Raw genomic sequence first — 14363 nt, 5'->3', positions numbered from 1 at the left:
CTAGCGGAAGGATCGCAGCCGGAGGCTGTTCGTCACCACGAAAACGGAGGAGAACGCCATCGCGGCCCCCGCGATCATGGGGTTGAGCAGCCCGGCGGCGGCCAGCGGCAGCGCCGCCACGTTGTAGCTGAAGGCCCAGAACAGGTTGCCCTTGATGACGGCCAGGGTCCGGCGGGACAGCCGGATCGCGTCCGCCGCCACCAGCAGGTCGCCCCGTACGAGCGTCAGGTCGCCCGCCTCGATGGCGGCGTCGGTGCCCGTGCCCATGGCCAGGCCGAGGTCGGCCTGGGCCAGCGCGGCCGCGTCGTTGACCCCGTCCCCGACCATGGCGACCGTACGGCCCTGCGCCTGGAGCCCGCGTACGACGTCCGCCTTGTCCTGGGGCAGCACCTCGGCGATCACCTCGTCGATGCCCACCGCGCGGGCCACCGTCTCGGCCACCGCCTTGTTGTCGCCGGTCAGCAGGACCGGGGTGAGGCCGAGCGCCCGCAGCCGGGTGACCGCCTCGGCGCTGGTCTCCTTCACCGCGTCGGCCACCGTCAGGACGCCGCGCGCCGCTCCGTCCCAGGCCACCAGGACGGCGGTGGCGCCTTCGGCCTCGGCGGCGGCCTTGGCCTCGGCGAGTGCGGCGGGCAGCTCGATCGACCAGTCGGCCAGCAGGCGTTCGCGGCCCACCAGGACGGCGTGGCCCTCGACCACGCCCTGCACGCCGAGCCCCGCGAGGTTCTCGAAGTTCTCGGGTACCGGCAGCACGCCGGCCCGCGCGGCCGCCCCGGTGGCGACGGCCCGGGCGATGGGGTGCTCGGAGGCGTGCTCCAGGGCCCCGGCCAGCCGCAGCAGTTCGTCACCGTCCACGTCCGCGGCGGGATGCACCGCGGTCAGGGTCATCCGTCCGGTGGTGACGGTGCCGGTCTTGTCCAGGACGACCGTGTCCACGCGGCGGGTGGACTCCAGCACCTCGGGGCCCTTGATCAGGATCCCGAGCTGTGCGCCCCGTCCGGTGCCGACCATCAGCGCGGTCGGGGTGGCCAGGCCCAGGGCGCAGGGGCAGGCGATGATCAGGACGGCCACGGCCGCGCTGAAGGCGGCGGTGGGATCGTCGGTGATCAGCAGCCAGGTGACCCAGGTGCCCAGCGCGAGCAGCAGGACGACGGGTACGAAGATCCCCGAGATCCGGTCGGCGAGCCGCTGCACCTCGGCCTTGCCGTTCTGGGCGTCCTCGACGAGCCGCGCCATCCGGGCGAGCTGGGTGTCCGCGCCGACGCGGGTGGCCTCGACGACCAGGCGGCCGGAGGTGTTGACGGTGGCGCCGGTGACCGCGTCGCCCACGGTGACCTCGACCGGGACCGATTCGCCGGTCAGCATGGCGGCATCCACGGCGGAGCTGCCCTCGGTGACCGTGCCGTCGGTGGCGATCTTCTCCCCGGGGCGTACGACGAAGCGGTCGCCGACGCCGAGGGCGCTCACCGGGATGCGTACCTCCTGGCCCCCGCGCAGGACGGCCACGTCCTTGGCGCCTAGTTCCATCAGCGCCTTGAGGGCCGCGCCCGCCTTCCGCTTGGAGCGGGCCTCCAGATAGCGGCCGAGCAGGATGAAGCTGACGACGCCGGCCGCGACCTCCAGGTAGATGGCCGAGGAGCCGTCCGTACGGGAGATCGTCAGGTCGAAGCCGTGCCGCATGCCCGGCATGCCGGCGTGGCCGAAGAACAGGGCCCACAGGGACCAGGCGAAGGCGGCCAGGGTGCCGACCGAGACCAGGGTGTCCATGGTGGCGGCGCCGTGCCGGGCGTTGGTCCAGGCGGCCCGGTGGAAGGGCAGGGCGCCCCAGACCACGACCGGTGCGGCCAGGGTCAGGGAGAGCCACTGCCAGTTGTCGAACTGCAGGGCCGGGACCATCGCGAGCAGGACGACGGGCAGGGCGAGGGTGACGGAGACCAGCAGCCGCTGGCGCAGCGCGGCGAGCTCGGGGTCACGTACGGCCGCGGCCCCGTCGGCCGGTTCCGCTTCCGATTCCGCTTCGGGCTGCGGCGGCGGGGGCTCCTCGGCGGTGTAGCCGGTCCTGACGACGGTCGCGATCAGGTCGGCGACCTGGACGTCCCCGCTGTAGGAGACGCGGGCCTTCTCGGTGGCGTAGTTCACCGTGGCCTCGACGCCGTCCATCCGGTTGAGCTTCTTCTCGATGCGGGCCGCGCAGGAGGCGCAGGTCATTCCGCCGATCGAGAGCTCGACCGCTGTTATGGGTCCGTCGTGCACTGTGCTGGTCATGTTCCGGCTCCAGGGGGATGGCCGGGCCGTACGGAACCAGTATGAGCTGGCCGGTACGGCCCGGCGGGGTACCGCGGGGTACTGCTGCGTGCTGCGTGCTGCGGGGCTTCCGAAGGAGGAGGTGCTCAGGCCCGGCCGGCGAACTCGTACCCGGCCTCGTCCACGGCGGCGCGGACGTCCTCGTCGGTGAGCTCGGCGGCGGAGACCACGGTGACCTCGCCGGTCGCGGCGACGGCCTTGACCGAGGTGACGCCCGGCAGGGCGGAGAGCTCGCTGGTCACCGCGCCCTCGCAGTGCCCGCAGGTCATGCCGGTCACCCGGTAGACGGTGGTGGTCTGGGTGTCCGTCTCGGCGCTCATCTCGTTCTCCTCTTCAGGGGCGGGTCCGGTCACCGGAGGGGCGGCGGATGTCTCCACCGTCCTCCCGACACTCAGAGACTATACCCCTAGGGGGTATGGAAGCGAGTATCCCGCCCCGCGGTTGCGGAATGGCCGATCGGTGCGGGCCGTACGTAAATGACGGATATGGATCACTCGGGAACCCTTGTCCTGATCATGGCCGCCGCCGTCCTCGCGCCCCTGCTCGCCCACGCGGTCGCGCGGTGGCTGGCCGTACCCCTGGTGATCTTCGAGATCCTGCTGGGCATCGTCCTCGGCCCCGACGTGCTCGGATGGGCCGTCAGCGGGGAGGTCGTCGACGTACTGAGCCAGCTGGGCCTCGCGATGCTGATCTTCCTGGCCGGTTACGAGATCGAGTTCGACCGGGTCAAGGGGGACACCCTCAAGCGGTCCCTGTGGGCCTGGGTGATCGCCCTCGCGCTCGGCCTCGGCACCGGGATCCTGCTCGGGGGCGGATACGACCGGGGCGTCTACATCGGCACCGCACTCACCAGCACCGCGCTCGGCGCGATCCTGCCGGTGCTCCGGGAGGCCGGGGACCTCAGGACCCGGTTCGGCTCGGTGATGATGGCCATGGGGTCGGTCGGCGAGTTCGGGCCGATCATCGCCATGGCACTGCTGCTGAGCGGGCGCGCCCCGGCCCGTTCCACGGCCCTGCTGGCGGCCTTCGCGGCGCTGACGGTCCTGGCCGTCCTCTGGGCCCTGCGGCCCAAGCCGCCCTGGTTCCGCGAGGTGATCGCCCGGACGCTGCACACCAGCGGCCAGTTCGCGGTGCGGCTGGTGATGCTCGTGCTCGTGGGGATGCTGGCGCTGTCCCAGGTGCTCGGGCTCGACATCCTGCTCGGCGCCTTCGCGGCCGGGCTGCTCACCCGGCTGGTGCTCCAGGGGGCCGCGCCAGAGAGCAGCGAGCTCGTGCTGTCGAAGGTCGAGGCCATGGGCTTCGGCTTCCTGGTGCCGCTGTTCTACGTGGTCACCGGGATCGAGTTCGACCTGGACGCCCTGCTCGCGGGCGGGTCGGCGCTCCTGCTGCTGCCCCTCTTCCTGGCGCTCTTCCTGGTGGTGCGGGGCCTGCCGATCCTGCTGCTGGCCCCGCGCGACCTGGGGAAGCGGGACCGGTCGGCGCTGGTGCTGTTCGGCTCCACGGCCCTGCCGCTGGTGGTGGCGATCACCACCATGGGCGTGCAGGACGGGAAGGTCGAGCCGGGGGAGGCGGCGGCGCTGGTGGGCGCCGGGATGCTGTCCGTGCTGCTGTTCCCGCTGCTCGGGCTCCGGCTGCGGGCCCGGGGGAAGGCCGGGGGAACGGCCGGGGCCCGGGCCGGGAGCGGTATCGGCGCCGACGAGTCCTGGTGATGCCGCCGTCGGCCCTCAGCCCTCAGTCCTCGCGGCGGCCCCGGTTGCCGGGCCTGCGGGCCACCCACGCGCGGACGGTGTCGGCGTACCAGTAGGGCTTGCCGCCCTCCACGTGGTCGGGAGGGGGGAGGAGACCGTGCTTGCGATAGGAGCGCACGGTGTCCGGCTGGACGCGGATGTGGGCAGCGATCTCCTTGTAGGACCACAGCTGTCGGTCGCTCATGCCACGACACCTCCTTGTCCACGCCGCGGGGCCGGCCGGGAGGCCGTCGGGGGAGCCGGCGCGTGGACAGTGACGATCACTCGGGTTGTGCCCAAGGAACGACGCGGGGTGAGAGCAGGGGAGGGGCTGTCGACCGCCTGTGACGGAAAACCCGCGTAATGCGGATATGCGTGACACAAAGGAGACCCCTGTGACGGAAGTGCCACAGGGGTCCCCGGCTGCCGATGTGCCACGGGAGGCAGCCGGAGAGGCCCGCAGGGGCCGCGGCAGGCAGGGAAGCCGCAGGCAGGGGCAGCCGCAGGCCGGGCTCAGCGGTACAGGGCCGGCCGCTCCGCCATCTCCACCACGGTCCGTACGCCGCTGCGCGCCGCCGTCAGGCCCGCCTCCGAGACGGCCGCCGCCGCGTAACCGTCCCAGGCGTCCGGCCCCGCCACCCTGCCCCGCGCGGCCCCGGCGACCCAGCTCCGCAGCTGGCGGTCGTAGGCATCGGCGAAGCGCACCGTGAAGTCCTGGTCGATCTCCCCGCCCCACCGGCCTCCCGACTGCACGACCATCGCGTGCCCGTCGCCGATCTGTGCGCTGCCGGACTCGCCGACCGCCTCGCACCGGACCTGGTAGCCGAAGCCGCAGTTGACGAAGATCTCCACGTCGACCACGGCTCCGCCGGAGGTCTCCAGCAGCACCAGGCGGGGATCGCGCAGCCCCTCCGGAGCTGCCGAGGTAGGTCGCGGCGAGAGCACCGACACGGCCGTGACCTCCTGCCCCAGCAGCCAGCGGGCCGCGTCCACCTCGTGCACCACGGAATCGGTGATCAGCATGTCGCTCGTGAAGAAGGACGGCGAGGAGGCGTTGCGGTGGCGGCAGTGCAGGAAGAGGGGCCGCCCGATGCCGCCCGCGTCCAGCAGTTCCTTGAGCCGCACGTACTCGGCATCGAACCGCCGCATGAACCCCACCTGCACCAGGCGCTTCCCCAGCCGCCGCTCCGCCTCCATCACGCGCAGCGCACCCTCCGGGTCCGGGGTCAGCGGCTTCTCGCAGAGCACCGGCAACTGCCGTGCCAGGGCGTGCGCGATGGCCTCCTCGTGGGCCGGCCCGGGGGAGGCGATCAGCACGGCCTGGACCCCGGGTGCGGCTATCGCCGCCGCCGGGTCGGTGTGCGCGCTCGCCCCGTCCAGGGCGTCCGCGACCGCCTTGACCCGGTCCCCGTCCGGGTCGGCCACGGCCACCACCCGGGCCCCGCCCACCGTCCGGCCGATCCGCCGGACGTGGTCGGCGCCCATCCTCCCGGTGCCGACGACGGCGATACCGAGCGTGCTGGTCATACGGATTCCTCCTTCAGGCGCCACAGGAGCGCAGGTAGGCACGGGTGCGGCGGGCGATCGGCAGCGGCTGCTCCGGCGGGCACGGGTACATGTCCTGCTCCACGATGGCGAACAGGTCCGTCCCGAGCCGCTGCGCCGCCGCCAGTACGGGCTCCAGCGCGGGCACCCCCGACGGCGGTTCGCACATCACCCCCCGCCCCACGGCGGGGCCGAACGGCAGCTCCTGCGCCTGGACTTCGGCCAGGATCCGCGGGTCCACCTGCTTGAGGTGGAGGTAGCCGATCCGCTCGGCGAAGGTCTCGATGGCCTTGACGCTGTCCCCGCCGCAGTACGCGTAGTGCCCGGTGTCCAGGCAGAGCGAGACGAGGGCCGGATCGGTGGCGTCCAGGAAGCGGGCCACATTCTCCGGGGTGTCGATGTGGGTGTCCGCATGCGGATGGACGACGATCCGCAGCCCGTACCGGTCCTGCACCTCCCGCCCCAGCCGCTCGGTCTGGGTGGTCAGTTCGCGCCACTGTCCGGCCGTGAGGGTGCGGTCCTCCCGGACCTCCCCCGTCTTGTCGTCCCGCCAGAACGAGGGGATGACGACGAGGTGTTCCGCACCCATGGCCCGGGTCAGCTCCGCGATCCGCGACACGTGGGCCCAGGTGTCCTCCCAGACCGCGGGCCCGTGATGGAGTCCGGTGAAGACGGTGCCCGCACTGACGCGCAGGCCCCGCCGGACGGTCTCCTCGCCGAGCCGTACGGGATCGGTGGGCAGGTAGCCGTAGGGGCCGAGCTCGATCCACCGGTACCCCGCGTCGGCGACCTCGTCGAGGAACCGTTCCCAGGGCGTCTGCCGGGGATCGTCGGGGAACCAGACACCCCAGGAGTCCGGGGCCGAACCGATGCGGATACGGGTCAACGCGGCGGGGGAGGACGTCATGGCGGCCACCTTAGGGTGCGAAGCTCGAAGGACGGGGAGACGACGAGATGGATGACGGAAGGCAGGACTGGTCGTGACCGGTGTTCCGTTCGCGTTCGACCTGATCACGATGGGACGGATCGGGGTGGATCTCTACCCGCTGCGGACCGGGGTGCCACTGGCCGAGGTGGATTCGTTCGGCAGGTTCCTCGGCGGGTCCCCCGCCAACGTGGCCGTCGCGGCCGCCCGGCTGGGGCGCCGGGTGGCGATGATCACGCGGACCGGCGCGGACCCCTTCGGGGCCTACCTGCGCGCGGAGCTCGGCGGATTCGGGGTGGACGACCGGTGGGTGCGCGAGGTCCCGGGCCTGCACACACCGCTCACCTTCTGCGAGATGTTCCCGCCCGACGACTTCCCGCTGTACTTCTACCGCGCGCCCAAGGCCCCCGACCTGGAGATCCGCCCGGAGGAACTGGACCTGGAGGCGGTCGGGCGGGCCCGCGTGTTCTGGATGACGGGTACGGGCCTCAGCGAGGAACCGAGCCGCTCCGCCACCCTGGCCGCCCTGGAGGCCCGTACCGGACCCGGGACCACGGTCTTCGACCTGGACTGGCGGCCGACGCTGTGGCGCGATGACCCCGGCCCCGCGTACGCCGAGGCCCTGACCCACGCGACGGTGGCCGTCGGCAACGCCGAGGAGTGCGCGATCGCCACCGGGGAGACGGAACCCCGCGCGGCGGCCCGGGCCCTGCTCGCCGCCGGGGTGGAACTGGCCGTGGTCAAGCGGGGCCCGGCCGGAGTGCTGGCCGTCCACCGCGACGGAACCTGCGCCGAGGTGCCGCCCGTACCGGTCGAGGTGGTCAACGGGCTGGGCGCGGGCGACGCGTTCGGCGGCGCCCTGTGCCACGGGCTGCTCGCCGGATGGGACCTGACGAAGACGGTCCGGTACGCGAACGCGGCCGGGGCGATCGTGGCTTCGCGGCTGGCGTGCTCGACCGCCATGCCGTTCCCCGACGAGGTGGAGGAGGTGCTCGGCCGTGCCGGTGCAGTCTGAGTGGGGGACCGAGTGGACGAGGCTGCGGGTGCTGGACCTCGGCCCGGGGGAGGCGTACGGCTTCGGGACGGGGGAGTGCGAATGGATCGTGCTCCCGCTGTCGGGTGCGTGCGAGGTCGACTGCCGGGACCTGCCCGGACCCGAGGCGGCGCCACAGGTGTTCCCGCTGCACGGGCGCAGCGGCGTCTTCGACGCCGTGAGCGACTTCGCCTACCTGCCGCGCGACGCCCGCGCCGAGGTCCGCTCGGCCGCCGGGGGGCGGTTCGCGCTCGCCGGTGCGCGCTGCGAGGAGAGGCTCCCGCCGCGCTACGGCCCGGCCGCGGACGTCCCCGTGGAACTGCGGGGCGCCGGCCAGTGCTCCCGCCAGGTCAACAACTTCGCCGCCGCCGACGCCTTCGCCTGCGACCGGCTCATCGCCGTCGAGGTCCTCACTCCCGGCGGCAACTGGTCCTCCTACCCGCCCCACAAGCACGACGAGCACCACGAGGGTGAGGAATCCCGCCTGGAGGAGATCTACTTCTTCGAGATCGCCCCGCACGGCGCCACCCCCGGCGTCGGCTACCAGCGCGTCAGCCCCTCGCCCGCCGGGAAGACCGACCTGCTCGCCGAGGTGCGCACCGGCGACGCCGTGCTCATCCCCGACGGCTGGCACGGTCCGTCCATCGCCGCCCCCGGGCACGCCATGTACTACCTGAACGTCATGGCCGGACCGGACCGCACCCGCGCGTGGCTGATCCGCGACCACCCCGACCACGGCTGGATCCGCGACACCTGGGCCGGCCAGGCCGTGGACCCCCGGCTGCCCTTCTACCGCGCGGAGGACCGATGAGGCTCACCGTCGCCCAGGCGCTCGTCCGCTTCCTGGGCAGCCAGTACACCGAACGCGACGGCAGGCGCCAACGCCTGATCGCCGCCACCTGGGGCATCTTCGGGCACGGGAACGTCGCCGGGATCGGGCAGGCCCTGCTGGAGTCCGGCCCCGGGACCATGCCCTTCCTCCAGGGGCGCAACGAGCAGGCCATGGTGCACGCCGCCGTCGGCTACGCCCGCCAGTGCGGGCGGCTCTCCGCGCACGCCGTGACCACCTCCATCGGGCCCGGCGCCACCAACCTCGTCACCGGGGCGGCCCTCGCCACGGTCAACCGGATCCCGGTGCTGCTGCTGCCCGGGGACGCCTTCGCGACCCGGCCCGCCGATCCGGTGCTCCAGCAGCTGGAGGTCCCGTACGCGGGGGACCTCTCCGTCAACGACACCCTGCGGCCCGTCTCCCGGTGGTTCGACCGGATCACCCGCCCCGAGGCCCTGGTCCCCGCCGCGCTCCAGGCGATGCGGGTGCTCACCGACCCCGTCCAGACCGGGGCCGTCACCCTGGCGCTGCCGCAGGACGTGCAGGCGGAGGCCTACGACTGGCCCGAGGAGTTCTTCGCCGAGCGGGTGTGGGGCGTGCGCAGGCCCCGCCCCGACCGCAGCGAGCTCACGGCCGCCGCCGAGGCCGTACGGGGATCTGCGCGCCCCCTGCTCGTCGCGGGCGGCGGGATCCGGCACAGCGGGGCCCAGGAGGCGCTGGCCGCCTTCGCCGCGGCCACCGGGATCCCGGTGGCCACGACCCAGGCGGGCAAGGGCGCGCTGCCCCACGACCACCCCGCGGAGGTCGGCGGGATCGGGCACACGGGGACGGCCACCGCCGACGCCCTGGCCAGGGAGGCCGATCTCGTCATCGCCGCCGGGACACGGCTGACCGACTTCACCACGGCCTCCGCGACCCTGTTCCAGAATCCGGCCGTCCGCTTCATCGGCCTCAACCTGGACCCGTACGACGCCCACAAACTCGCCGCCGGCCCGCTGGTCGCCGATGCCCGCGAGGGCCTCGACGCGCTCCGGGAGGCGCTCGCCGGCCACCGGGTGGGCCCCGCGTACGAGGCGGCGTACGGGGAGCGGAAGGCGGACTGGGAGGCCCGCGTCGAGGCGGCCTACGCCGTACCCGCCGCCGACGAGGACGCCCCGCCCACCCAGGCCCAGGTCCTCGGGCTCCTCGACCGGCTGGTCGACGGCAGCGACATCCTGGTCAACGCGGCCGGCTCGCTCCCCGGCGACCTGCACAAGCTGTGGCGGGCCCGCTCGGCGGACCAGTACCACCTGGAGTACGGCTACTCCTGCATGGGCTACGAGATCCCGGCGGCGATCGGCGTGGCGCTGGCCGCCCCCGGCCGCCCGGTGTGGGCCCTGGTCGGCGACGGCACGTACCTGATGAACCCGACCGAGATCGTCACGGCCGTCCAGGAGGGCGTCCCGCTGCGGCTGGTCGTCCTCGACAACCACGGCTACGCCTCCATCGGCGGGCTGTCGCAGGCCGTGGGCGGCGAGGGCTTCGGCACGGCGTACCGCTTCCGGGCGGCGGACGGCTCGTACACCGGGGACCCCCTTCCGGTGGACCTCGCGGCGAACGCGGCCTCCCTGGGGATGGCCGTCATCCGCGCCCGTACCGTCGGTGACCTGCGGAAAGCCCTGGCGCAGGCCCGTGCGGCAGACCGTCCCACATGTGTCTACGTCCAGACCCGAACACCCGACACTGTGTCGGGCCCGCCTCCGGCACAGGCGTGGTGGGATGTTCCTGTGGCCGAGACCGCGACGCGAAAGTCCGCGGCGGCGGCCCGCGAAGAGTACGACCGGCAAGCCGCGCAGCGACGTCGCCATCTGTGAAGGAGCAAGCATGAAGACCGTCAACCACTGGATCGGTGGCAAGACCGTCGAGGGCGCGTCGGGCAACTACGGCCCGGTCACCGACCCGGCCACCGGCGAGGTCACCACGCAGGTCGCCCTGGCCTCCGCCGAGGAGGTCGACGCGGCCGTACGGATCGCCCAGGAGGCCTTCCAGACCTGGGGCAAGTCCTCGCTGGCCGCCCGCACCAAGGTGCTGTTCGCCTACCGCGCCCTGCTGGACGCCAACCGCGACGCCATCGCCGAGCTGATCACCGCCGAGCACGGCAAGGTCCACTCGGACGCGCTGGGCGAGGTCGCGCGCGGCCTGGAGATCGTCGAGCTGGCCTGCGGGATCACCACGCAGCTCAAGGGCGAGCTGTCGACCTCGGTCTCCAACCGCGTCGACGTCTCCTCCATCCGCCAGCCGCTGGGCGTCGTCGCGGGCATCACGCCCTTCAACTTCCCGGCGATGGTCCCGATGTGGATGTTCCCGCTGGCCGTGGCCTGCGGAAACACCTTCATCCTCAAGCCGAGCGAGAAGGACCCCTCGGCGTCCAACAAGCTGGCCGAGCTGATGACCGAGGCCGGTCTGCCGGCGGGCGTCCTGAACGTGGTCCACGGCGACAAGGTGGCGGTGGACGCGCTGCTCGCGCACCCCGGCATCGCGGCCGTCTCCTTCGTCGGCTCCACCCCGATCGCCCGGCACATCCACACCACGGCCTCCGCCAACGGCAAGCGCGTCCAGGCCCTGGGCGGCGCCAAGAACCACATGCTGGTGCTCCCGGACGCAGACCTGGACGCGGCCGCCGACGCGGCCGTCTCCGCCGCGTACGGCTCGGCCGGCGAGCGCTGCATGGCGATCTCCGCGGTCGTGGCCGTCGGCTCGATCGGCGACGCCCTCGTCGAGAAGATCCGTGAGCGCGCCGAGAAGATCAAGATCGGCCCCGGCAACGACCCGACCTCCGAGATGGGCCCGCTGATCACGGCCGCCCACCGCGACAAGGTCGCCTCCTACGTCAAGGGCGCCGCCGCCCAGGGCGCGGACGTCGTCCTCGACGGCACCGGCTACACGGTCGAGGGCAACGAGAACGGCCACTGGATCGGCCTGTCCCTGCTCGACGACGTCAAGACCGACTCCGACGCCTACCGCGACGAGATCTTCGGCCCGGTGCTGTGCGTGCTGCGCGCCGAGACCTACGAGGAGGGCGTGGCCCTCATCAATGCCTCGCCGTTCGGCAACGGCACCGCGATCTTCACCCGCGACGGGGGCGCCGCGCGCCGCTTCCAGCTGGAGATCGAGGCGGGCATGGTCGGCGTCAACGTGCCGATCCCGGTGCCGGTGGGCTACCACTCCTTCGGTGGCTGGAAGGACTCGCTCTTCGGCGACCACCACATCTACGGCAACGACGGCATCCACTTCTACACCCGCGGCAAGGTCGTCACGACCCGCTGGCCGGACCCCTCGGACGCCCCGGCGGGCGTGGACCTGGGCTTCCCCCGCAACCACTGACCCACCCGGCGCCCGCCACCACGGCACCGCCGCCCACGGCACCGCCACCCGTACCGCAGAACCCCCGGCCAACCCTCACCGGCCGGGGGTTCCTGCTGTGGTCAGCGGGTGGACGCCAGGTCCGGTTCGGGGTGCTGGACGGGGGGCGTGCGGCGGCGTCGGCGGCGCAGGGTCCGCCAGGCGAGGGCTGCGCCCGCCAGTACCAGGACGGCTCCCGCGGCGGGCCAGGGCACGGCGACGAAATCCGCCTCGGAGCTCGACACCAGGTCGGGGTGGGCGCTCGCGCCCGCGGTGATCCGTACGGTGACCCAGTCCAGCTGGGGCGCGTCCGGCCACGGTTCGGTCAGCTCCACGCGCTGGCCCGGCAGCAGCACCAGCTTCAGTTCACGGGCCGGCCGGTCCAGGACCCGCCGCCCGAACAGCCCCTCGGCGGAGACCGTCAGCTCGGGTTCGACGACCACGTTGCCCCGGTTCACCAGGGCGTACGACACGGTGGCCCGGGCCTCGCGGACCCAGGGCAGCAGCGGCGCCGACCGGCTGACCCGTACGTCCTCCACGCTCAGCCCCGGGGTCAGCGGTCCCGGCACCCGGAAGTACAGCCGGGCCCCCACCGAACGCTTCACCCCGACCTGGACCTTGCCCTCCTTCTGCACGCCCTCCACGGCCGTGCCCAGGGCCACGATCCCGCCCACGTGGTCGCCGGGGGTCGCGTCCGCCGGGACCTTCACGGTGAACGGGATGTCCTTGCGGCCCTTCGCGGGCACGGTCACGGTGCCCGCCGCCTCCGGCGGCAGCGATATCCAGGTGCCGACGTCCTTGGGCGCCGTCTCCACCGGCAGGAGCGCGAAGGCGCCGCCCGACCGGGTGTTCACGGCGTCCGTGGCGAAGACCTGGAAGGTCAGCTCCTGGTCGGAGGAGTTCAGCAGCGTCACGCTGTCGCTGACCGTGGTGCCGGCCGAGCCCTGGTGGAAGAAGTACGCGCGGTCGGTCATCGCCGCACCGGCCGCGGGCGTCGGGAAGACCCCCCAGGTGCCGTTGTCCGCGGCCGCCGCGGGCCCTGCGCCCGTCAGCAGACCCCACGGGCCGAGGAGGCCGAACAGGCCGAGGAGCAGCCCGTGGAGCACGGTACGGGCAGCGCGGGACCGGGATCGGGTGCGGGTGCGGGTGCGGGTACGCATGGGCGGGTCTCCAGTCGGGGCCGACAGGGGAAAGGTGGCGCGGCGCTGGAGCGCCGCGCCACCCTGGGGAAGCGGAGCCGTACGGGTCAGGCGATGGAGAAGGTGACCACCGACTGGTAGGTGTCGGCGAACATGAACGGCGGGAGCTGGATCATCCCGGCGCCGCCGACGGCGAACTCACCACCGGTCAGCTCCTCCCCGCCCGCGGCCTGGGAGGCGATCTGCATCGGGTCCGCCGAGATGGCCCCCGGCGCACCGGCGGTGCAGGTGCTCGGGCTGTCCGGGTTGGTCACCGTGCAGGACGGCTGGATGCCGAGCTGCGCCTTGGTCATCGAGTGACCGGTCGTCTCGTTCAGGAACGGCGTACGGGTGGCCGTGACGTCCCAGCCGAGCGTGCCGCCGCGGAAGTCCTGGACGGACATCGCGGTGAACTGGCCGACGACCGACTGGGGCTTGCCGTTGATGGTCACCTTGCCGAAGCTGACGGCCGGGTTGCCGCTCTGCGGGCCGATGCCCAGCGGACCGGGCAGCACCTCGACGTCCACCGGGTTCTTCACGCCCGGCTGGTCCTCCAGGAACACGAAGTCCTTGTAGGGCGTGATCGAACCGTCGATCCTGATCTGGTCGGCCTTCTTCGTGACCGTGACCTCACAGGTGGCCGCGCCCGCCGCGGTGGCCGTGCCGTCTGCGGTGTCGCCGGTCGGCACGCCGGCCAGCAGGGCGGAGCAGGTGACCGCCCCGGCCGGGAAGTTGGCGCCCGTGACGGTGACCTTGGTGCCGGCCTTGCCGCTGTTGGGCGTCAGCTTGGTGGTGACCGGATCCTTGGGCAGGGCCTCCACGGCGACCGACCCGAGGGAGGCGCTCGGGCGCGGAGCGGGGACGCAGGTGGTGGTGAAGACCGAACCGGAGAGGTCCGCGTCCGTCACCGCCAGGTCGAGGGCGACGTTCACCGTGGTGCCCTCGGTGCCGTCCGGGATCACGATGGTGCCGGAGAACGGCTTGGGGTCCAGGGGCTGTCCGGCGACGACGCTCACGGTCTCGGGCGGGCTGGTGACCACCTGGGTGGTCGTACCGACCTTGAGGGTGATCTTGGAGGTGTTCACGGTGGTGACGGAGAAGCCCGGGATCAGCGGGCTGGCGCCCGGGTCGATCGTGATCGGGACGACGTCACCGGCCTTGGCGCCGTCGGGCAGGGTGATCGTGTAGTTCTGGTTGCCCGATCCGTCCGGCTGCGGCGCCGGGGCGTCGCAGTTCTCGAAGACGGGGGTGGTCTTCGTCGCGGCCTGTGCGGTCCCCGACAGACCCACCACACCGCCCGTCAGGGCCAGGGAGAGGGCTCCTGCCCCGGCCAGCACTCTGTGTCTGAGCATTCTCGAACTCACTGGGTCGCGACTCCTTCGTCATGACGAACCCCTCCCCCCACCCGCTGTGTGGGGGAGGCCGAGCCGGTGCGGTGGCC

Annotated in this window: 12 protein-coding genes; 5 read left to right on the top strand and 7 right to left on the bottom strand. The window is 72.9% G+C overall.

The features are described 5' to 3' along the window. Both IO30_RS0135120 and IO30_RS0135115 read right to left on the bottom strand, forming a co-directional pair. Complete coding sequence (locus tag IO30_RS0135120; RefSeq protein WP_031149941.1) at nt 1-2265, bottom strand: heavy metal translocating P-type ATPase; 2265 nt, start codon at nt 2263-2265, stop codon at nt 1-3. Nucleotides 2266-2390: 125 nt separating this feature from the next. Then, the gene (locus IO30_RS0135115) at nt 2391-2624 is read right to left on the bottom strand and encodes a heavy-metal-associated domain-containing protein (RefSeq protein ID WP_031149939.1); all 234 of its coding nucleotides are present in this window, start codon (nt 2622-2624) and stop codon (nt 2391-2393) included. A gap of 165 nt (nt 2625-2789) precedes the next feature. Between IO30_RS0135115 and IO30_RS0135110 the strand changes: the two genes are divergently transcribed. Further along, complete coding sequence (locus IO30_RS0135110) at nt 2790-4013, top strand: cation:proton antiporter (RefSeq protein ID WP_031149936.1); 1224 nt, start codon at nt 2790-2792, stop codon at nt 4011-4013. A gap of 22 nt (nt 4014-4035) precedes the next feature. On the opposite strand, the gene IO30_RS0135105 is transcribed toward IO30_RS0135110, so the two are convergent. The 3 genes from IO30_RS0135105 to IO30_RS0135095 all read right to left on the bottom strand — a co-directional run bounded on the left by IO30_RS0135105 (nt 4036) and on the right by IO30_RS0135095 (nt 6483). Beyond that, entirely contained in the window at nt 4036-4236 is a 201-nt protein-coding gene (locus IO30_RS0135105; protein WP_030710687.1) for a helix-turn-helix transcriptional regulator, read from the bottom strand. Between the two features lie 308 nt (nt 4237-4544). Beyond that, nucleotides 4545-5558, bottom strand: a complete 1014-nt coding sequence (locus tag IO30_RS0135100) for a Gfo/Idh/MocA family protein (RefSeq protein WP_031149934.1) — start codon at nt 5556-5558, stop codon at nt 4545-4547. Nucleotides 5559-5571: 13 nt separating this feature from the next. Continuing rightward, entirely contained in the window at nt 5572-6483 is a 912-nt protein-coding gene (locus IO30_RS0135095; RefSeq protein WP_031149932.1) for a sugar phosphate isomerase/epimerase family protein, read from the bottom strand. Nucleotides 6484-6556: 73 nt separating this feature from the next. On the opposite strand from IO30_RS0135095, the gene iolC reads away from it, so the two are divergent. The 4 genes from iolC to IO30_RS0135075 are packed head-to-tail and all read left to right on the top strand — an operon-like array spanning nt 6557 to nt 11726. Continuing rightward, nucleotides 6557-7516, top strand: a complete 960-nt coding sequence (gene iolC / locus IO30_RS0135090) for a 5-dehydro-2-deoxygluconokinase (RefSeq protein WP_031149930.1) — start codon at nt 6557-6559, stop codon at nt 7514-7516. Then, entirely contained in the window at nt 7500-8345 is an 846-nt protein-coding gene (iolB, locus tag IO30_RS0135085; RefSeq protein WP_031149928.1) for a 5-deoxy-glucuronate isomerase, read from the top strand. Before iolC ends, iolB begins: the two co-directional genes overlap by 17 nt. Next, entirely contained in the window at nt 8342-10216 is a 1875-nt protein-coding gene (iolD, locus tag IO30_RS0135080; protein WP_031149926.1) for a 3D-(3,5/4)-trihydroxycyclohexane-1,2-dione acylhydrolase (decyclizing), read from the top strand. Before iolB ends, iolD begins: the two co-directional genes overlap by 4 nt. A 10-nt stretch (nt 10217-10226) precedes the next feature. Continuing rightward, the gene (locus IO30_RS0135075; protein ID WP_031149924.1) at nt 10227-11726 is read left to right on the top strand and encodes a CoA-acylating methylmalonate-semialdehyde dehydrogenase; all 1500 of its coding nucleotides are present in this window, start codon (nt 10227-10229) and stop codon (nt 11724-11726) included. Nucleotides 11727-11827: 101 nt separating this feature from the next. Here IO30_RS0135075 and IO30_RS0135070 read toward each other — a convergent pair whose 3' ends face one another. Both IO30_RS0135070 and IO30_RS0135065 read right to left on the bottom strand, forming a co-directional pair. Next, nucleotides 11828-12904: a WxL protein peptidoglycan domain-containing protein gene (locus tag IO30_RS0135070; RefSeq protein ID WP_051902791.1), complete on the bottom strand. Its 1077-nt coding sequence runs from the start codon at nt 12902-12904 to the stop codon at nt 11828-11830. Between the two features lie 86 nt (nt 12905-12990). Continuing rightward, complete coding sequence (locus IO30_RS0135065; RefSeq protein WP_031149920.1) at nt 12991-14274, bottom strand: IPT/TIG domain-containing protein; 1284 nt, start codon at nt 14272-14274, stop codon at nt 12991-12993. Nucleotides 14275-14363: the final 89 nt, after the last annotated feature.

It is taken from the genome of Streptomyces xanthophaeus, assembly GCF_000725805.1.
Classification (GTDB): Bacteria; Actinomycetota; Actinomycetes; order Streptomycetales; family Streptomycetaceae; genus Streptomyces; species Streptomyces xanthophaeus.
Note: the sequence above shows the minus strand (reverse complement) of the source record. Positions and strands in the feature narration are given on the sequence as shown.